At 73.5% G+C, this 18,378-nt stretch carries 16 protein-coding genes; 6 read left to right on the forward strand and 10 right to left on the reverse strand.

From position 1 onward, the window contains the following. Positions 1-405: 405 nt before the first annotated feature. Positions 406-1,650 (reverse strand): phosphoribosylamine--glycine ligase, encoded by a 1,245-nt coding sequence (purD, locus tag ACGFX4_RS20905; protein ID WP_345698130.1) that lies wholly within the window; start codon positions 1,648-1,650, stop codon positions 406-408. Positions 1,651-2,075: 425 nt separating this feature from the next. Between purD and ACGFX4_RS20910 the strand changes: the two genes are divergently transcribed. After that, positions 2,076-2,861 carry an SLATT domain-containing protein gene (locus ACGFX4_RS20910; protein ID WP_393076378.1) on the forward strand — a complete coding sequence of 262 codons (786 nt, stop codon included), beginning with the start codon at positions 2,076-2,078 and terminating at the stop codon, positions 2,859-2,861. Between the two features lie 38 nt (positions 2,862-2,899). On the opposite strand, the gene ACGFX4_RS20915 is transcribed toward ACGFX4_RS20910, so the two are convergent. From ACGFX4_RS20915 to ACGFX4_RS20925, 3 genes are all read right to left on the reverse strand, one after another. After that, positions 2,900-3,547, reverse strand: a complete 648-nt coding sequence (locus ACGFX4_RS20915; RefSeq protein WP_393076381.1) for a hypothetical protein — start codon at positions 3,545-3,547, stop codon at positions 2,900-2,902. A gap of 45 nt (positions 3,548-3,592) precedes the next feature. Further along, positions 3,593-4,561 (reverse strand): GntR family transcriptional regulator, encoded by a 969-nt coding sequence (locus ACGFX4_RS20920; RefSeq protein WP_393076491.1) that lies wholly within the window; start codon positions 4,559-4,561, stop codon positions 3,593-3,595. A 216-nt stretch (positions 4,562-4,777) separates the two neighbouring features. Continuing rightward, positions 4,778-5,575: a carbon-nitrogen family hydrolase gene (locus tag ACGFX4_RS20925; RefSeq protein WP_345698132.1), complete on the reverse strand. Its 798-nt coding sequence runs from the start codon at positions 5,573-5,575 to the stop codon at positions 4,778-4,780. A gap of 156 nt (positions 5,576-5,731) precedes the next feature. On the opposite strand from ACGFX4_RS20925, the gene ACGFX4_RS20930 reads away from it, so the two are divergent. Continuing rightward, positions 5,732-6,565, forward strand: coding sequence for a maleylpyruvate isomerase family mycothiol-dependent enzyme (locus tag ACGFX4_RS20930; protein ID WP_393076384.1), 834 nt, complete (start codon positions 5,732-5,734; stop codon positions 6,563-6,565). 153 nt (positions 6,566-6,718) lie between these two features. Continuing rightward, entirely contained in the window at positions 6,719-7,540 is an 822-nt protein-coding gene (locus ACGFX4_RS20935; protein WP_393076387.1) for a Bro-N domain-containing protein, read from the forward strand. 18 nt (positions 7,541-7,558) lie between these two features. Here the strand turns inward: ACGFX4_RS20935 and ACGFX4_RS20940 are convergent, their stop codons facing one another. From ACGFX4_RS20940 to ACGFX4_RS20950, 3 genes are all read right to left on the reverse strand, one after another. Then, positions 7,559-8,887, reverse strand: coding sequence for a nitrate/nitrite transporter (locus ACGFX4_RS20940; RefSeq protein WP_393076389.1), 1,329 nt, complete (start codon positions 8,885-8,887; stop codon positions 7,559-7,561). Between the two features lie 45 nt (positions 8,888-8,932). Continuing rightward, positions 8,933-10,171 (reverse strand): M64 family metallopeptidase, encoded by a 1,239-nt coding sequence (locus tag ACGFX4_RS20945; protein ID WP_393076392.1) that lies wholly within the window; start codon positions 10,169-10,171, stop codon positions 8,933-8,935. A gap of 170 nt (positions 10,172-10,341) precedes the next feature. Continuing rightward, the gene (locus ACGFX4_RS20950) at positions 10,342-11,568 is read right to left on the reverse strand and encodes a benzoate/H(+) symporter BenE family transporter (RefSeq protein WP_393076395.1); all 1,227 of its coding nucleotides are present in this window, start codon (positions 11,566-11,568) and stop codon (positions 10,342-10,344) included. 155 nt (positions 11,569-11,723) lie between these two features. Here ACGFX4_RS20950 and ACGFX4_RS20955 point away from each other — a divergent pair, with 155 nt between their 5' ends. Continuing rightward, positions 11,724-12,578 carry a hypothetical protein gene (locus ACGFX4_RS20955; protein ID WP_393076398.1) on the forward strand — a complete coding sequence of 285 codons (855 nt, stop codon included), beginning with the start codon at positions 11,724-11,726 and terminating at the stop codon, positions 12,576-12,578. A 56-nt stretch (positions 12,579-12,634) separates the two neighbouring features. On the opposite strand, the gene ACGFX4_RS20960 is transcribed toward ACGFX4_RS20955, so the two are convergent. The 3 genes from ACGFX4_RS20960 to pdhA are packed head-to-tail and all read right to left on the reverse strand — an operon-like array spanning position 12,635 to position 16,208. After that, positions 12,635-14,071, reverse strand: a complete 1,437-nt coding sequence (locus tag ACGFX4_RS20960; protein ID WP_393076401.1) for a dihydrolipoamide acetyltransferase family protein — start codon at positions 14,069-14,071, stop codon at positions 12,635-12,637. 14 nt (positions 14,072-14,085) lie between these two features. Further along, a complete protein-coding gene (locus ACGFX4_RS20965) occupies positions 14,086-15,060 on the reverse strand; it encodes an alpha-ketoacid dehydrogenase subunit beta (protein WP_393076404.1) in 975 nt (324 codons plus the stop codon). Further along, positions 15,060-16,208 (reverse strand): pyruvate dehydrogenase (acetyl-transferring) E1 component subunit alpha, encoded by a 1,149-nt coding sequence (gene pdhA, locus ACGFX4_RS20970; RefSeq protein ID WP_393076407.1) that lies wholly within the window; start codon positions 16,206-16,208, stop codon positions 15,060-15,062. The genes ACGFX4_RS20965 and pdhA overlap by 1 nt, the downstream gene beginning before the upstream one ends. Positions 16,209-16,523: 315 nt before the next feature. On the opposite strand from pdhA, the gene ACGFX4_RS20975 reads away from it, so the two are divergent. Next, on the forward strand, positions 16,524-17,183 hold the full coding sequence (locus ACGFX4_RS20975) for a response regulator (protein WP_393076410.1): 660 nt from the start codon (positions 16,524-16,526) through the stop codon (positions 17,181-17,183). Between the two features lie 56 nt (positions 17,184-17,239). Beyond that, entirely contained in the window at positions 17,240-18,328 is a 1,089-nt protein-coding gene (locus tag ACGFX4_RS20980) for a phosphotransferase enzyme family protein (protein WP_393076413.1), read from the forward strand. The last annotated feature ends 50 nt before the right edge of the window (positions 18,329-18,378 follow it).

Genomic DNA, 18,378 nt, shown 5'->3' on the forward strand with positions numbered 1-18,378 from the left:
CGCAGCCGACTAGAAACGATCAACATCCGGGTGGAGAGCGGCCTTCACGGCCCCCGCCCGTGCATTCTGCGTGGCACTTCCGACAGTTTTGACGCCCGCGTGCAGACGGGTGTTCCGGATCGCCATGGATTCCACCCGTCCTGGTGACGGGGCGTGCGCACGCTCCCCCAGCATCCCCCCGGCACCACCCCGCCACGAGTGGCGGCCGCGCCGGCACGGCCCGGCCCATCGCGATCCAGCGCACCCTACGACCGCCGCCGGGGCTCCGTCAGCCGGATGCCCGGAACATCACCCGAAGGACTGGAATTCCGGGCTGCCGGCCGGTCCGCGACCCCCGCGGAAAAGACTGCGGGGTGCTGCGTCCGGACGGGTAGTCCGTACACAGCACCCCGGTGGGGCCGTCCGTCAGCGGGCGGCCTTGAGCGCGATGTCGGTGCGGTGCTGGGCGCCCTTGAAGGCGATCCGCTCCACGCCGCGGTAGGCCTTGGCGCGGGCCTCGGCCAGGTCGCCGCCGGTGGCGGTGACCGACAGGACGCGGCCGCCGGCGGTGAGCACCGCGCCGTCCTCGCCGAGCCGGGTGCCGGCGTGCAGCACGAAGGCGGTGCCGTCGGCCTCCGCCTCGGCCAGGCCCTCGATCGGGTCGCCGGTGCGCGGCGCGGCCGGGTAGCCCTCGGAGGCGAGCACCACGGTCACCGCGGCGCCGTCGCTCCAGCGCAGCGGCTCCAGCTCGGCCAGGGTGCCGTTGGCGGCCGCCAGCAGGACGCCGGCCAGCGGGGTCTCCAGGCGGGCCAGCACGACCTGGGTCTCCGGGTCGCCGAAGCGGGCGTTGAACTCGATCACCCGGGTGCCGCGCGAGGTGAGCGCGAGCCCGGCGTAGAGCAGGCCGGAGAACGGGGTGCCGCGGCGGCGCAGCTCGTCCACGGTCGGCTGCAGGACGGTGTCCAGCACCTCCTGGACCAGGCCCTCGGGGGCCCAGGGCAGCGGGGAGTAGGCGCCCATGCCGCCGGTGTTCGGGCCCTCGTCGCCGTCCAGGGCGCGCTTGAAGTCCTGGGCCGGGACGAGCGGCAGCACGGTGGTGCCGTCGGTGATCGCGAAGAGCGAGACCTCGGGGCCGTCCAGGTACTCCTCGATCACCACGCGCTCGCAGGAGGCGGCGTGGGCCAGCGCGGCCTCGCGGTCGGAGGTGACCACGACGCCCTTGCCGGCGGCCAGGCCGTCGTCCTTGACCACGTAGGGGGCGCCGAAGGCGTCCAGCGCCGCGGCGGCCTCCTCGACGGTGGTGCAGACGTAGGAGCGGGCGGTGGGCACGCCGGCGCCGGCCATCACGTCCTTGGCGAAGGCCTTGGAGCCTTCCAGCTGGGCGGCCTCGGCGGACGGGCCGAAGACCGGGATCCCGGCGGCGCGCAACGGGTCGGCGACGCCGGCCACCAGCGGGGCCTCCGGGCCGACCACCACCAGGTCGGCGGACAGCTCCCGGGCCAGCGCGGTGACGGCGGTGCCGTCCAGCTGGTCGACCGGGTGGACCGTCGCCACCTGCGCGATCCCGGCGTTGCCCGGGGCGCAGTGCAGCGCGGTGACAGCGGGATCTTGGGACAGAGAGCGGCACAGGGCGTGTTCGCGGGCGCCGCCGCCGATGACGAGGACCTTCACGCCTGGAAAGCGTAGTCGCTGGTGGAAGCTCCAATAGCAGGCGATCCAGGGCGTGGACACTTGGATGATCCTCCAGTCTGCCCGTGGGGTCAGGCCGGCAACCGTTCTTCACCTCGCTCGGACGAGTGAAATCCGTCCGAGCGCCGAAACCCGCTCACCTCGTGTTCCGGAGGTGAAATCCGATAACGATCACTGGCGAAGCGCCCCCACGGTCAGCCATTTGGCGGTAAGAAGTGCTGTTGGACCCGATCCGGCCCCACCCCCGGACACGGCACCATGGGCGGCCCACACCCGCACTCGGCGCCGCGGGCCCGACGACCAGCACGTTCGACATCCGTCAGCCGGACGCACAGTCAGATGCACGCACCGCCAGTCCCGGTACCCGCCGGGCCTCCGCAGTCACCCCGCCACAGGGAGCGCCACAGGTGAGCCAGCCGGAAATGCAGCCCGAGGAGAGCCCCTGGGGCAAGGAGATCGGTGAGGAGGACCAGCCGACCGTGCCCGCCCAGGGCCGGACGCCGACCCGCCGCCGCACCGACCTGAGTGCCCGCCAGTTCCCCCTGGGCGACTGGGGGGAGCCGGCCGAGCGCCTGGAGGAGCTCTACCGCTGGTCCGAGGAGCGCGCCGTCGAGGCGATCGACTGGTACCGCCGGGACCGGATCTGGAAGCGCCGCTGGGCCCGGTTCCTGCGCTTCGACGCGGCGGTCTTCGGTGCGGCCGGGGTGGCCGCACCGCTGGTCGCGCTCACCGGGGTGATCGACCACGCCGCCGAGTGGGGGTACGTCGGCCTCGCGCTCTCCGGCGCCTGCCTGCTCGCCGACCGCGCCTTCGGCCTGACCTCCGGCTGGATGCGGGACGTGTCCACCGCGCAGGCCCTGCAGCGGCGGCTGGAGGCCTTCCAGTTCGACTGGGCCTCGGAGTGCGTGCGCGAGGTGCTCGGCCCCACCGAGGGCACCGCGGGCGAGGCCGCCGAGCGCTGCCTCGGGGTGCTGCGGCGCTTCTGCGAGGACGTCTCCGACATGGTCCGCTCCGAGACCTCGGAGTGGATGCTGGAGTTCCGTGCCGGGATGAGCCGGCTGCCCACCCAGGTGCCCGGCGCCTGGGCCGGCCGCAGCGAGGGCGGCCCCGGCGCCCAGGTCCGCGTCCTGCCGCCGCCCGGCACCCGGCCCACCATGCCGCGCCAGCGGCCCCCGGAGGGCCCGCTGCGCTGAGCGGGACCGGACCCCGGCCGGATCTGCCGGACCGGCCGCTAGGCGAAGACGACCATCGACCCCTGCGTGACGCTGCGGGTGGCCGCCGCGTACAGGCCGGCCCAGGCGTGCCGCTCGCGCGCGTAGGGATGGAGGTCGTCGATCGGCGGCCCGAACGGCTGCTCCAGCTCGGTCGGCCCCAACGGCCGGGTCGGCATGGGCGGGTTGAGCACGTCTATGCCCAACACCGGGGCCACCGCCTGCAGTTCCCGCAGCAGCCCGTACGAGGAGCCGAGCGGGCCACCGGCCGCCAGCAGGCCGTCGTCCACCAGCGGCAGCTGGAAGTCGACCGGGACGTAGGCGCCGGCGTGGTCGAAGTGCCAGACCAGGTGCGACTGCTCGGCCGTGGACTCGAACATCTCCAGCAGCTGCTCGTAGTCGCCGCCGAGCGCGTCCACCGGGGTGATCTCGAAGCCGGTGATGCCCAACAGGTAGGCCCGGCGCAGGAAGTGGAGCGAGTCGTAGTCGAAGGCGGCTATCGGCTCCACCTCTCCGCTGAACCCCGGTACGTACTGGTGGACCGGGACGGCCGGCAGACCGTGCGAGGCCAGCACGCCGTTGTAGCGGTCGAGGTCGTCCCGGAAGGGGTTCTCCGGGCTGTGGGTCAGGACGTCCACGAGCGGGACGAGCCAGAGGTCGCAGGCCATGGGCCGGCTCATCCTCCTCCGAGAGGCGGGCAACGACGGCTCACCCTACCGGCCGGGCGCGGGCTCCCCGCTCCCCCCTCCGAACCGGCCCAGCGGATGCGGTGGCCCCTCCAGCCGGCCCGGCGGCAGATGCCTGGGCAGCGGCACCCGGCCCAGCCCGACCTCGGTCACCGTCTCGGCGACCACTTCCGCGACCACCTCGCCCGGCGGCTGCTCCGCCGGGCCCCCGAGGGGCTGCTCCGGCACCAGCGGCGGCGCCTCCGGGTCGCGCAGCAGGGACAGCACCGCCACCGACTCCAGCGTCCTGCCGAGCAGCCGGGCCAGCAGCCGGACGGTGAACAGGTTGTAGTCGTTGATGATCCGGTGCGCGCCGGCCTGGTCCCGGTCCTCGATCCGGTCGACCAGCTCGCCGTGCCGGTCCCAGCAGACCCCGCTCAGGTCGCCGGCCGCCCGCAGGTGCGGGGCGGCGAACATCCAGGACTGCACCCGCAGCCAACCCAGGTACCCGGCGATCCGGTCGTTGCACAGCAGCGCCGCCGCCTCCTGCCAGAACCGCAGGTCGCAGCCGACCAGCACGTCCAGCTGGCCGGAGCGCGAGGCGCGCACCGCGGCGTCCGCCCGGCGGCGCAGCGAGGACAGCCGCGCCCAGTCGTACCGGCCGATCCGGCCGGACAGGTGGCGCAGCGCATTGTCGGTCAGCAGCGTGCGGGCCTCGAAGATCTCCAGGAAGTCGTCCCAGTCGAAGGACGGGACGGTGAAGCCGCGGTGGTGCTCGGCGGCGAGCAGCCCCTGGGCGGCCAGATCCACCAGTGCCTCGCGCGCCGGGGTGGCGGAGACGCCGTACAGGTCGGCGATCTCCTTCACGGTGAAGTTCCGGCCGGCCGGGAAGCGGCCCGCCATCAGCTCCTCGCGCAGGGCGTCGGCGATCTGCTCCCGGAGGCTGTTGCGGCGGATCGCCGACCGGCCGTCACCGGAACGGCTCGCCGAACTCCCGAACAGGCCGCTGCCGACCATCACCCACCCCCTCCCGCCCCGCCTGCCCGATCCCCGGTCGTGCTCGCAAAATCGCGCACAGGGTACCCAACGGCCCCAATCCGGACCAAGCCCCCCGCTCGCGCGCCGCCGGAGCGGGCCTCGGGCGGGCCTGCGGCGGCAAGCCCGGCGGCGGGCCCCGGCGGCGCGCGGACCGGTGGTGCGCGGACCGGTGGTGCGCGGACCGGTGGTGCGGGGCTAGCGCTGGACGGGGGCCGGGATGCCGAGCAGGCGGTCCCGGTGCACCGGGAACTCGGCGCGGGCCTTGGCCACCTCCGCCGGGTCGAACTCCACCGTCAGCACCTGCTCGTCCGCGCCCGCCTCGGCCAGCACCCGGCCCCACGGGTCCACCACGATGCTGTGCCCGCCCTGCTCGACGCCGCCGTGCGTCCCCGCGGTGTTGCAGGCCAGCACGTACGCCTGCTCCTCCACCGCGCGGGCCCGGGCCAGCAGCGTCCAGTGCTCCACCCGCCGGGCCGGCCACGCCGCCGGGACCACCAGCAGCTCCGCGCCGGCGTCCAGCAGCGCCCGGAACAGCTCCGGGAAGCGCAGGTCGTAGCAGGTCGCCAGGCCCAGCGTGGCGAAGTCGGCGGCGGCCGTGACGATCTCCTGCCCGGCGCCCATCACCACCGCCTCGCCGCTGTCGAAGCCGAAGCGGTGGATCTTGCGGTAGGTGTGCACCAGCTCGCCGTCCGGGGCGAACAGCAGCGAGGTGTTGTAGATCGGCCCGTCCGGGTCCCGCTCGACGATCGACCCGGCGTGCAGCCAGGCCCCGATCGACTTCGCCGCCGCCGACATCGCCTCCGCGGTCGGCCCGTCCAGCGGCTCGGCGCCGTCGGACCACAGCTCGTACGCGAAGCCGCCCAACGGCCACAGCTCGGGCAGGACGACCAGGTCGGCGCCCGCTTGGGCACGGACCACGGCCGCCGCCCGGGCCCGCCGCTCGGCGGCCGGCTCGGCGTCGGAGACCGCGAGTTGGATCAATGAAGCGCGCACAGTACCACCGTCCACGGCAAGAGTCCTACGATCGTCACCCGAAAGCGCTGCCCTGCGCTCACCGGGCAGCGTAACGTGCCGGTAGCGCGTCCGCCCGGAGGTCCCGACGGCCCGGGGCGACGCCGGACGGAAGCTGACGGAGGGCCGGAGATTCCCGTGACGGACAACCAGACCGCGCAGGCGCACATCGACGCGTGGACCCACTCCATCGAAGCGATATCCGAGCTGCTCGCCCCACTCCCCACCGATGCGTGGAACCGCCCCACCGAGTGCCCCGGCTGGTCGGTCCGCGACATCGTCTCGCACATCATCGGCTTCGAGTCCGAGCTGCTCGGCGACCCCCGGCCGATCCACGCCCTCCCGAGCGACCTGCGGCACGTCACCACCGAGACCGCCCGCTACCTGGAGCTGCCGGTCGACAAGCGGCGCTGCCACACCCCCGTCGAGATCACCAGCGAGCTCGAGTACACGATCATCCGGCGCTCGCGTGCCCTGCGGAACGCCCGCCACCAGCCCACCGACCTGGTCCGCTGGCCGCTCGGCCCGCAGGGCGAGGAGATCCCGTACGTCCAGCTGCTGCGCATGCGCGTCTTCGACGTCTGGGTGCACGAGCAGGACCTCCGGCGCGCCCTGCGCGAGCCCGGCAACCTGGCCTCCCCCGGCGCCCTGGTCACCCGCGACCTGCTGCTCTCCGGCCTCCCCCAGGTCGTCGCCAAGCGGGCCGGCGCCCCGGCCGGCACCACCCTCGCCGTCGAGGTCACCGGCCCGGTGGAGTTCCTGCGCACCGTCCGCGTCGACGCGGACGGGCGCGGCACCGCCGACGAGTCGGTGACCCTCGCCCCGGACGCCCGCCTCACCCTCGACTGGGAGACCTACCTCCGCCTCGCCTGCGGCCGTGTCCGCCCCGAGGCCGTCACGGACCGTGTCCGCATCCAGGGCGACCACGAACTGTCGGCGAGGGTTCTGGCCAACTTCTCACTGACGCCCTGATCAGACGGGTTACATATGACTAGTGGCACCGGTCGTTAGCCCACGCCGGTGACGCGCTTCGCACTTCCGAGCGGCAAGGTGCAGCCGTCACGCTCACCCGTTCGGCCTCGTTTCACCGGGCAGCCCATCACCGAGAGTGAAGGAGGGGCTGCCTTGAAGAACGAGGCCGACATGGTGCTGGTGCACTCCAGCTTCCCCGTCACGGGTCACCCGATCCGCGTCGTGATGATCGACGGCGACCCGTGGTTCGCGACCGCGGACGTCTGCAGGATCCTCGAACACACCAACCCGAGCAAGGCCGTCCGAGGGATCGGCGCGGAGCACCAGCGCACCGTGAATACCCTCGGTATTTCCCTAACCGAAGGTTCGGGAAATACCGTCCCCGCAGGTCAGCAGACACGCGGCCGGGGTACCCCGATCCTCGGCGTGATCAGCGAGGCCGGGCTCTACACCCTGCTGATGCGCTCGAACAAGCCGACCGCCCGCCCCTTCCAGGAGTGGGTCACCGCCGAGCTCCTGCCGTCGATCCGGCGGGGCGACGCGGACGTCCCGTGGCACCGGCAGCGGATGGCCGAGACCCTCGCCGAGGCGGTCGGGCAGCGGGTGGAGGTGCTCGCCGAGTTCGACCACGACACGGCGTTCGCGATCAGCGTCCGCTCGGACGGGACGGTGCACTGCCGGCACGGCGAGATGGAGTTCGTGGTGCCCGCGCCCGAGGAGGACAGCGGGCCGCCGTACGGCGGGTACTTCCGCTGCCCGAGCGTGGAGCGGGTCGGGATCCGCGGCGGCCGGGCGCTCCCCCGGTGCGCCAAGCTGAAGCTGGTGGACCTGACCACGCACCTGGCGCACGCGCGGCTCCAGGAGCCCCGCCGCCGGCCGGACGGCGGCCCGCTGCTGTTCGAGTACGGCAGGGCCCGGATCCACGGCGAGGCGCCGGACATCGCGGCGCTGCTCAGGGAGATGGGCGAGTTGTAGGAAGCGGCGGTTCCGGGCTCAGCCCGGGACCGCCGCGGTCTTCCGGCGCAGGCGCAGGATCATGCCGGTGCCGACCGCCAGCGGCAGGAACTGGAAGCAGAAGGCCAGCCGGTACGCGGCGGCCGAGTAGCCGTCCCCGTCCGAGAGCAGGTCGAGCAGGACGCCGATCCCGAGCAGGGTCACCATCGCCCCGATGAAGCCGCCCATGTTGGCGATGCCGGAGGCGGTGCCCATCCGTTCGGCGGGGTTGGACGAGCGGGCGTAGTCGAGGCCGATCAGCGAGGCGGGTCCGTTGCTGCCCATCACCACCAGCAGCAGCACCAGCAGCCACAGCGGCGGGTGCCCGCCCGCCCAGGCCAGGGTGACGGCCCAGCCGAGCGCGGTGACGCCGAGCACGGTCAGCGTGATCGGCATCCGCAGCGCGGCGGAGCGCGAGACCAGCCGTCCGAAGAGCAGGCCGAACGCCATGCTGCTGAGCACCAGCAGGCTGAGCATGCCGCCCGCCTCGGCGCGGGTCATGCCCTGGCCCTCGACCAGGTAGGGCAGGCCCCAGAGCAGACCGAACGCGGCGGCGGGGAAGGCGGTGGTGAAGTGCACCCACATGCCGAGCCGGGTTCCGGGCTCGCGCCAGGAGTCGCGGATCTGCCGCCGGACCGACATCCGGCGCACCGGCTCGACCGGGAGCACCGACGTCCCGGGCGGGCCTTCCCGCAGCAGCAGGGCGACCAGGGCGAAGACGGCCGTGCCGGCCACCGCGATGGTGCCGAAGGTGCGGGTCCAGCCCTGGCTGTGCAGGGCCTGGGCGAGGACGACCGTGGTGACCAGGTTGCCGCCGGTTCCGACCAGGCCGGTGAGCTGGGCGACCAGCGGGTTGCGGGCGGGCGGGAACCAGCGGGCGGCGACCCGCAGGACGCTGATGAAGGTCATCGCGTCGCCGCAGCCGAGCACCGCCCGGGAGACCAGCGCGGGCCCGTACCCGGTGGAGAGCGCGAAGGCGAGCTGCCCGCCGCTCATCAGCAGGACGCCGAGCAGCAGCACCCGGCGCGGTCCGAAGCGGTCGACCAGCAGCCCGACCGGGATCTGCATGGCCGCGTAGACCAGCACCTGGAGGATCGAGAAGGTGGCGAGCGCGGACGCGCCGATGCCGAAGCGGGCGGTGGCGTCCAGTCCGGCGACGCCGAGGCTGGTGCGGTGCACCACGGCGAGGACGTAGACGGAGCACCCGATCGCCCAGGCGACCCAGGCGGCCCGGCCACCGGGCGGCAGGACGGCCTCCGCGGCGCGGCGGGGGCGGGGTACGGATACGGAGGGTGCGGACTGTGCGGTGCCTGCTGGGTCCACGGTCATAGTGGAACCAGGCTAGTCATCCCATCAAATGATCAATTGTCCGGGTCACCCGGTGAGCGTCCAGCTCACCGTGCGGGTCATGAACTGGTCGCGGAAGGCCTCGTCGCGCACCCAGTCGGTGGTGTCCCGGACGGTCGCCGTGACGACGGTCTTCCGGCCGGGGGCCAGGGCCAGCGTCGAGGTGTCCAGCCAGGTCCGGTCGGCGGCGGTCGGTTCGACCGGCTGCCCGTCGACCGTCCAGTCGACCCGGAGCTGGCGCGGGCCGGTCAGCGGGAGCGGGTGGACGGCCAGCCGGGGGCGGCCGTCGACCGCTCCGGCGGCCGGTTCGGGCGCGTCCACCGGGCGGACCCGGCGGTAGATCTGCTCCAGGATCGCCTCCCGCGAGGGCAGGTTGTACGTGCCGCCCAGGGTGCGCATCACCGAGTCCGGGGTGGGCCGGTACAGGCCGTTGGCGCTGCGGTACGCGCCGACCGGGCCGCCGCCGTCCGGCGAGGGGGCGTCCAGCCAGCGCCACCACTTGGTGTGGGTCCGGCGCATCTCGTCCGCGTCCGCGGTGGAGAGGTTGGGGTAGTCCGGGTCGGTCGGGGCGCTGTCGTACTCGTCGCCCAGGTCGCCGATGGTGTGGCCTATCTCGTGCTGGATGATCCGCCCGGCGTCCGGGCTGCCGCCGGCCAGCGTGGTCACCCCGGTGCCGCCGGCGCCGCCGTACTCGGTGGAGTTGGCCAGCGCGATCAGGTACTGCGGCCCGTCGCCCTCGCCGGCGTACCGGGCGGTGGCGTTCTCGTCGGCGCAGAGCAGCCGGGCGGTGCCCTCGCACCAGAAGTGCATGCCCAGCGGGGTGCTGGTGGAGCGGCCGGCGCTCTCGCTCTCGGCGATGCCGGAGACGGTGGAGACCACGTCCACCCGCCTTATGTTGAAGAACGACTGGTACGAGCGGAACGGCTCGATCTCCAGCAGCGCCCGCCAGGTCCGGTCGGCCTGGTCCCGGAAGAGCGACTGCTGGGCGTCGGTGTACCCGTCGCCCAGCAGCACCAGGGTGATCCGGTTCCCCGGGTCGCCGGAGAGCTTCAGGTCGACGGTGGGCGCCGCGCCGGGGGCGCGCAGGTCGACGGCGCGGGGCCGGTTCGGCGGGACGGCGCGGTCGGTCACCGGGCCGGCCGGGGGTCCTATCACCGCGGACGGGGCGGGCGACGCCAGCTCCAGCACCACGGGCAGCACCGCCGCGGCGGCCAGCACCAGGGCGGCGGCGGTGCGCATCACGGGGCCGGGATTGCCAGGCGTCATACGCGGGCGTCCTCCGTGCGACGGCCACCCGGCGGGTCGCACGGGTGGGTGGTCGCACAGACGTACCCATGGACGGCGCACACGGCCCGCCGCGCGCCCCCGGCTCCCCCACGCGGCCCAACCGGACGACCCGCCCGGCTCTTCCGGGAGGCGCCCGGGGGGCGCGGCCGCTAGCGGCGGCGCGCGGTCAGCACCAGGTGGGTGGCCACGCCCAGCAGGAGGCCCCAGAACGGCGCGCCGATGCCGAGGACGCTCATCCCCGAGGCGGTCGCCAGGAAGGTCACCACGGCGCCGTCGCGGCCGCCCTCGTCGGCCACCGCGGCGGCCAGGCTGCCCTGGAAGGCGGCCAGCAGGGCGACGCCGGCGATCACCGCGATCAGCGCGTGCGGCAGGCCGGTGAACAGGCTGACCAGCATCCCGCCGAAACTGCCCACCACCAGGTACAGCACGCCGGCCGACATCCCGGCGACGTACCGGCGGCGCGGGTCCGGGTGGCTCTCCGGGCTGGTGCAGATCGCGGCGGTGATCGCGGCCAGGTTGACGCCCGGCGAGCCGAACGGCGCCAGCAGTACCGAGACACCGCCGGTGGCCCCGATCAGCAGCCGGTCGTCCGGCCGGTAGCCGGAGGCCCGCATGATGGCCAGGCCCGGCGCGTTCTGCGAGGCCAGCGCCACGATGGTGAGCGGCAGCGCCAGGCCGACCAGCGAGGCCCAGGAGAACGCCGGCACGGTGAGCACCGGCCGGACCGGCCCGCCGTCGCCCAGGTGCACCGGCAGCCCCACCGTGGCCGCCGCCAGCCCCGCGCCGACCAGCAGCGCCACCGGCACCGCGTACCGGGGCAGCAGCCGCTTGGCGACCAGGAACGCGGCGAAACTGCCGAGCACCAGCACGGGGGCGGCCTTGAGCTCGGCGAAGATGCCCGCGCCGAAGGTGAACAGGATGCCCGCCAGCATCGCGTTGACGATCCCCACCGGTATCGCCCGGATCAGCCGTCCGAACAGCCCGGTCACCCCGAACACCGCCACCGCCACGCTGCTCACCAGGAAGGCGCCGACCGCCTCCCGGTACGGGAAGGCACCGAGGCTCGCCACCAGCAGCGCCGCCCCCGGGGTGGACCAGGCGGTGATCACCGGGGTGCGGGTCCACCAGCTGAGCAGCAGGCAGGTCAGGCCGCTGCCGATGGACACCGCCCAGATCCAGGACGCCGTGTGCGCCTGGTCCAGCCGCCCGGCGGCCGCTGCCGCCAGCACCACCACCAGCGGGCCGGAGAACGACACCGCGATGCACACCAGCCCCGCCAGCAGCGCCGGCAGCGACACGTCCCGCCGCAGCGAGGGCCGCGGCCCCTGCTCCCCGAGCGCCGCCCCGACCTGCGTCACCGTTCCCTGTTCCGTCACCCCGGCAGTATTCCGGAGGCCCCGGCGAGGGCTCGAAAAAATTTCTCGGAACCACCTGCAACCCCCTCGGGGGATGCACGTCTATCAGGGTGAAGGCGCGGGAAGCGCCCGGCTCCGAAAAACCACTCAGCTCACTGTCCCGGGGGACCTCTGCCATGCGTACGCCCGTTATCTCCCGCTTTGTCGCCACGTCCGCCGCCGCTCTCACCCTCGGCGTCGCCCTCCCGCTGCTGGCCTCCACCCCCGCCTTCGCCTGCGGCGACGCGCCGGGCGCCTCGGCCCCCGCCCAGCAGCCGGAGCACCACGCCAAGGACCCGGTCGCCTCGTTCCTCCCGGACTTCCCCACCTCGATCACCGCCGGCGGTGCCCCGGTGGAGATCGGCGTCGAGCAGGCCAACTTCACCGGTGAGCCGTACCAGCACCTCGCCCCCTACCTGGGGTTGTTCGCCTCCGAGCCGTCCGCGACCGTCCCGAACCGGCTGGCGAACCTGGAGCCCCAGCACCTCAAGGTCGAGGTGATGCGGGGCGGCGCGTGGCAGACCCTGAAGCTGCGGGTGGGCTGCGACCCGACCATCTCCGCCGACACCTCCTCGCTGGCCGAGCCGCTCGCGGACGGCCGCGCCCACCGCTTCCTGTTCCGGGTCACCCTGAAGGCGAGCGCCCCCGCCGAGCTGAAGCAGATCCAGGTCTCCGGCGGCCCCGACGCCCTGACCACCATCCCCGTCGCCCGCATGCCGAAGCCGACCACCGCCGCGCCGACCACCCCGGCGCCGAAGCCGACCACCGCCGCGCCGACCACCCCCGCCGCCGTCGTCCCGGCCGCCGACACCACCACCCCGGCTGCCTCCCCCACCACCGCCGCGCCGAGCACCTCCGCACCCGCCGGGCTGCAGGAGCTGGCCTCCACCGGGCCGTCAAAGGCCACCGGGTTCCTGTTCTGGTCCGCCGGCGCGATGCTCGTGCTCGGCGGGGCGGTGCTGTACGGCGTCAAGCGGATCGCCAAGCGCTGAGCACGCGGAAGGGCCCCGCTCCCTGGGGAGCGGGGCCCTTCGCCGTTCGCGGGGTGTCAGCCCCAGGTGATCAGGCGCTTCGGGTACTCCAGGATCGCCGCCACGTCGGCGAGGACCTTGGAGCCGAGCTCGCCGTCGACCAGGCGGTGGTCGAAGGAGAGCGCGAGGGTGGTGACCTGGCGCGGCACCACCTTGCCCTTGTGCACCCACGGCATGTCCCGGACCGCGCCGAAGGCGAGGATGGCCGCCTCGCCCGGGTTGAGGATCGGGGTGCCGGTGTCGACGCCGAAGACGCCGACGTTGGTGATGGTGATCGAACCACCGGCCATGTCGGCCGGCGAGGTCTTGCCCTGGCGGGCCGTCTCGACCAGCTCGCCCAGCGAGACCGCCAGCGCCGAGAGCGTCTTCGACCCGGCGTCCTTGATGTTCGGGACGATCAGGCCGCGCGGGGTGGCCGCGGCGATGCCGAGGTTGACCGCGCCCTTGAGGACGATCTCCTGGGCCGCCTCGTCCCAGCTGGCGTTGATCTCCGGGTGACGCTTGACCGCGGTCAGCAGCGCCTTGGCGACCAGCAGCAGCGGGCTGACCCGCACGCCCGCGCCCAGCTCGCCGCTCTCCTTGAGCTTGCGGACCAGCTTCATTGTGCGGGTCACGTCGACCTGGACGAACTCGGTGACGTGCGGCGCGGTGAAGGCCGAGGAGACCATGGCCGCGGCGGTCGCCTTGCGCACGCCCTTGACCGGGATCCGCACGTCCCCGGCGGCGGAGGCCACCGGGACCGGCTGCTCGGCGACCGGGGCCGCGACGGCCGCCGACTGCTCGACCGCGGCGACGGCGACCGGAGCCGGCGCCGGAGCGGCGGCGGCGTGCACGTCCTCGCGGGTGATCACACCGCCCGGGCCGGTCGGGGTGACCGTCCGCAGATCGATGCCGAGGTCCTTGGCGAGCTTGCGCACCGGCGGCTTGGCCAGCGGGCGGTCGTCGCCCGCCGACTGGGCCGGCAGCACCGGGACGGGCGCCGGGACCGGAACCGCGGCCGGCGCGACCGGGGCGGCGACCGGCGGGGTGACGGGGGCGACCGGCGCGGCGGTGGTCCGGCGGGCCCGGCGCTGGGCGGTGCCGGTGCGCGGGCCGTAGCCGACCAGCACCTCGCGGCGCTCCGGCTCGGTCTCGGCGGCCGGGGCGGCAGCGGCGGGAGCCGCGGCCACGGGTGCGGCGGCCTCGGCCGGGGCGGCGCCCTCGACGGCGACCGCGATGATCGAGGTGCCGACGTCGACGGTGGCGCCCGCCGGGAAGTGCAGCGCCTCGACCACGCCGGTGAACGGGATCGGCAGCTCGACGGCGGCCTTGGCGGTCTCGACCTCGCAGACCACCTGCCCGTCGGTGACGGTGTCGCCCGGCTTGACGTACCAGGTGAGGATCTCGGCCTCGGTGAGGCCCTCGCCCACGTCGGGCATCTTGAACTCGCGGAGCGAGCGAACAGCGTTGGTCATTCTCGCTCTCCGGTTCAGAAGGCCAGCGCGCGGTCGACGGCGTCGAGCACGCGGTCCAGGTCGGGCAGGAAGGACTCCTCCACCCGGGACGGCGGATACGGGGCGAAGTAGCCGCCGACCCGCAGGATCGGCGCCTCCAGGTGGAAGAAGCACTTCTCGGTCAGGCGGGCGGCGAGCTCGGCACCGATGCCCATGAAGACCGGCGCCTCGTGCACCACGATGCCGCGGCCGGTCCGCTTGACCGACTCCTCCAGGGTCGCGAAGTCGATCGGCGACAGCGAGCGCAGGTCGACGACCTCCAGCCGGCGGCCGTCCTCCTCGGCGGCCGCGGCGGCCTCCTGGCAGACCTTGACCATCGGGCCGTACGCGATCAGCGTCGCGTCGGTGCCGGGGCGCACCACCCTGGCCGAGTGCAGCGGGATCATCGGGTCGTCGCCGACCTCGCCCTTGTCCCAGTAGCGGCGCTTGGGCTCCAGGAAGATCACCGGGTCGTCCGACTCGATGGACTGGCGGAGCATCCAGTGCGCGTCGTGCGCGTTGGACGGGGTGACCACCCGCAGACCGGCGGTGTGCGCGAAGTACGACTCGTGCGACTCGCTGTGGTGCTCGACCGCGCCGATGCCGCCGCCGTACGGGATGCGGACGGTGATCGGGAGCTTGACGTGGCCGAGCGCGCGGGCGTGCATCTTGGCCAGCTGGCAGACGATCTGGTCGAAGGCCGGGTAGACGAAGCCGTCGAACTGGATCTCCACCACCGGGCGGTAGCCGCGCAGCGCGAGGCCGATCGCGGTGCCCATGATGCCGGCCTCGGCGAGCGGGGTGTCGATCACCCGGTCGTCGCCGAAGTCCTTCTGCAGGCCGTCGGTGATCCGGAAGACGCCACCGAGCTTGCCGATGTCCTCGCCCATCAGGACGGTCTTCGGGTCGCTCTCGAGCGACTTGCGCAGCGCCTCGTTGAGCGCCTTGGCGATGCTGAGCTGACCGGTCATCAGTGGTGCTCCCCACCCTCGAAGGAGGCCGCGTACTCGACGAACTCCACGCGTTCCTCGTCCACCAGCGTGTGCGGCTCGCTGTACACGTGGTCGAAGATCAGGGTCGGGTCCGGGTCCGGCATCGAGCGCACGCCCTCGCGCACCCGCAGGCCCAGCTTCTCGCTCTCGGCCTCGACCTCGGCGAAGAACGCCTCGTCGGCCAGGCCCTCCTTGTCCAGGTAGGCCTTCAGGCGCAGGATCGGGTCCTTGGCCTTCCACGCCTCGGTCTCCTCGGAGAGCCGGTAGCGGGTCGGGTCGTCGGAGGTGGTGTGCGCGCCCATCCGGTAGGTGAAGGCCTCCACCAGCACCGGGCCCTGGCCGCTGCGGGCGTGGTCGAGCGCCCAGCGGGTGACCGCGAGGCAGGCGAGCACGTCGTTGCCGTCCACCCGGACGCCCGGGAAGCCGAAGCCGGAGGCGCGGCGGTAGAGCGGGACGCGGGTCTGCATGGTGGTGGGCTCGGAGATCGCCCACTGGTTGTTCTGGCAGAAGAAGACCACCGGGCTGTTGTAGACCGAGGCGAAGGTGAAGGCCTCGTTGACGTCGCCCTGGCTGGAGGCGCCGTCGCCGAAGTAGGCGATCACCGCGTCGTCCGCGCCGTCCTTGGTGATGCCCATCGCGTAGCCGGTCGCGTGCAGGGTCTGCGCGCCGATCACGATGGTGTACAGGTGGAAGTTCTTCTCGTTCGGGTCCCAGCCGCCGTGGTTCACACCGCGGAACATGCCGAGCAGGTTCAGCGGGTCGACGTCGCGGCACCAGGCCACACCGTGCTCGCGGTAGGTCGGGAAGGCGTAGTCGCCGGGACGCATCGCGCGGCCCGAACCGACCTGGGCCGCCTCCTGGCCGAGCAGCGAGGCCCACAGGCCCAGCTCGCCCTGGCGCTGCAGCGAGGTCGCCTCGGCGTCGAAGCGCCGGACCAGCACCAGGTCCCGGTAGAGCCCGCGGAGCTCCTCCGGGGTGGTCGTCAGCGGGAAGTCCGGGTGCTCGACGCGCTCGCCTTCCGGCGTGAGCAGCTGTACGAGCTCCGGCGCGGCGCCCGAGCCGGCCTGCTTGTCAGGGACGGAGGGGGCCGCCTTCTTGCGCGCCCTCGCCGTGCTTTTGACAGTCACGTTCACTCCTCGGTCTGTCCGGCCGCCCGGGGTCGCCGGTGACCGGTCCGGTCACCGCCCCGTACGAATGCGTGGGTGTACGCACCGACTGCGGGGCAGGTGGTGTTCCGATTCCGACGGCGTCCCTCACGAGAACGTTACCCAGCGCCGCCCTTAGGCGCGCTTGAGCTAGGACGTCCTAGTTGTTCTCTCTCGATCGCCGCAGGTGTGGTGCGACTCCCATTTCCGGTGCCGTCGGGACACCAGCGCACGGTATCCGGGCAGCGGCCCGAACGTAAGGGGGTAACAGGCATCGATTTGTGCGACGCTTTGCAAATGACTGATAACGGACAAATCCGGGTGTTTCTACTCGATGATCACGAGGTGGTGCGACGGGGCGTCCACGACCTTCTGTCCATGGAGGGCGACATCGTGGTGGTCGGCGAGGCCGGCACGGCGGCCGAGGCGCTGACCCGCATCCCGGCGGTCCACCCGGACGTGGCGGTGCTGGACGTCCGCCTGCCGGACGGCAACGGCGTCGAGGTCTGCCGCGAGGTCCGCTCCATGGACCCCTCGATCCGCTGCCTGATGCTCACCTCCTTCTCCGACGACGAGGCACTGTTCGACGCGATCATGGCCGGGGCTTCGGGATATGTCCTGAAAGCGATCCGCGGCACCGACCTGCTCTCGGCCGTGCGCGACGTCGCGGCGGGCAAGTCGCTGCTCGACCCGATCGCAACCAGCCGGGTGCTGGAGCGGCTGCGCGACGGCGGCGAGAAGGAGGACGAGCGGCTCGCCCAGTTGACGAAGCAGGAGCGCCGGATCCTCGACCTGATCGGCGAGGGCATGACCAACCGGCAGATCGGCAACGAGCTGCACCTGGCCGAGAAGACGGTGAAGAACTACGTCAGCAGCCTGCTCGCCAAGATGGGGATGGAGCGGCGGACCCAGGCGGCGGCCTATGTCGCCCGCCACCAGGCCGATCACCATCACTGATCATATCATTGACGTTCTGTCAAGTCGCCAACCGGCCGAGTATTACGCTCGACCCCGTGACGGACGGTCAGATCATCGCCCTCGCGCCCGCCCGCCCGGACGTGGCCGCACCCCCCGTCGGAACCCTCAGCCCCCCGGTCGCGCACGCCGCCGTGGCCGGGGTGCTGAGCGCCTATCCGACCCCACCACCGCTCTCGGTCGACCCGGTCGCCGAGGGCCTGCTCAACCGCGGGTACCGGGTCACCACCCGGTCCGGCGGCGCCTACTTCCTCAAGTGCTACGTCGACCGGGCCACCGCCGGTCGCGCCGCGATCACCGCGCAGCACCGGGCCAGTGCGGGCCTCGCCGCGCTCGGCCTGCCGGTGGTCCCGCCGCTACCCGCCCGGGACGGCCGGACGGTCACCGCGCGCGGCGGCCGGCTGTTCGCCCTGTACCCCTGGGTGGAGGGCGAACACCGGCACGGCACCGACCTCGACCAACCGGGGTGTGCCGGGCTCGGTGCGCTGCTCGGCCGACTGCACGGCGCGCTGGTCGAGGTCTGCGCCCCCGTCCGGCAGCCCGCCGGGGTGCTCTCCGCCGATCCCGAGGAGACCGCCCGGATCGTCGCGGAGCTGCGGGTGCACGCCCGCGAGCACCGCCCGTACGGGGAGCTCGACGCGTTGGTCGAGCGGCGGCTGGCGGAGCGGCTGGAGCTGCTCGACACCCACCGGCACCGTCGGCCGGGCCCGGCCGACGCCCCGCCGACCGGCTGGACGCACGGCGACTTCCACGGCCTCAACCTGCTCCACCGGGGCGGCCGAGTGACGGCCGTGCTGGACTGGGACAAGCTCGGGCTGCACCCGGTCGCCGAGGAGGCGGTGCGCGCCGCCACCCTGCTGTTCAACGACCGCGCCACCGGGGTGCTCGACCTGGTCCGGGTCCGGCACTACGCCCGCGCCTACCGCACCACCGGCGCCGCCGACGCGGCGCAGCTGGCCGCCGCCGCCCACCGGGTCTGGTGGGAGCGGCTGAACGACCTGTGGATGCTGCAGTGGCGCTACCAGCGCCGCGACCACCGCGCCGACCCGCTCTTCCCGGCCTCCGCGGGCCAGTTGACCTGGTGGTGCGAGGAGTACGAGCAGGTGCTGGACGCCTTCACCAACTGACCGCCGACCGGGCCGGCCGAGCGGGCCGGCCCGGGCCGACGGCCGGGACG

It is taken from the genome of Kitasatospora sp. NPDC048365 (genome assembly GCF_043200835.1).
Taxonomy (GTDB): Bacteria; Actinomycetota; Actinomycetes; order Streptomycetales; family Streptomycetaceae; genus Kitasatospora; species Kitasatospora terrestris.

Coding starts and splice junctions, on each gene's coding strand:
- ACGFX4_RS20975 (WP_393076410.1), top strand. CDS start 16,524: ATGACTGATAACGGACAAATCCGGGTGTTTCTACTCGATGATCACGAG.
- ACGFX4_RS20955 (WP_393076398.1), top strand. CDS start 11,724: ATGCGTACGCCCGTTATCTCCCGCTTTGTCGCCACGTCCGCCGCCGCT.
- ACGFX4_RS20965 (WP_393076404.1), bottom strand. CDS start 15,060: ATGACCGGTCAGCTCAGCATCGCCAAGGCGCTCAACGAGGCGCTGCGC.
- ACGFX4_RS20915 (WP_393076381.1), bottom strand. CDS start 3,547: ATGGCCTGCGACCTCTGGCTCGTCCCGCTCGTGGACGTCCTGACCCAC.
- ACGFX4_RS20920 (WP_393076491.1), bottom strand. CDS start 4,561: ATGGTCGGCAGCGGCCTGTTCGGGAGTTCGGCGAGCCGTTCCGGTGAC.
- ACGFX4_RS20960 (WP_393076401.1), bottom strand. CDS start 14,071: ATGACCAACGCTGTTCGCTCGCTCCGCGAGTTCAAGATGCCCGACGTG.
- ACGFX4_RS20945 (WP_393076392.1), bottom strand. CDS start 10,171: ATGACGCCTGGCAATCCCGGCCCCGTGATGCGCACCGCCGCCGCCCTG.
- ACGFX4_RS20940 (WP_393076389.1), bottom strand. CDS start 8,887: ATGACCGTGGACCCAGCAGGCACCGCACAGTCCGCACCCTCCGTATCC.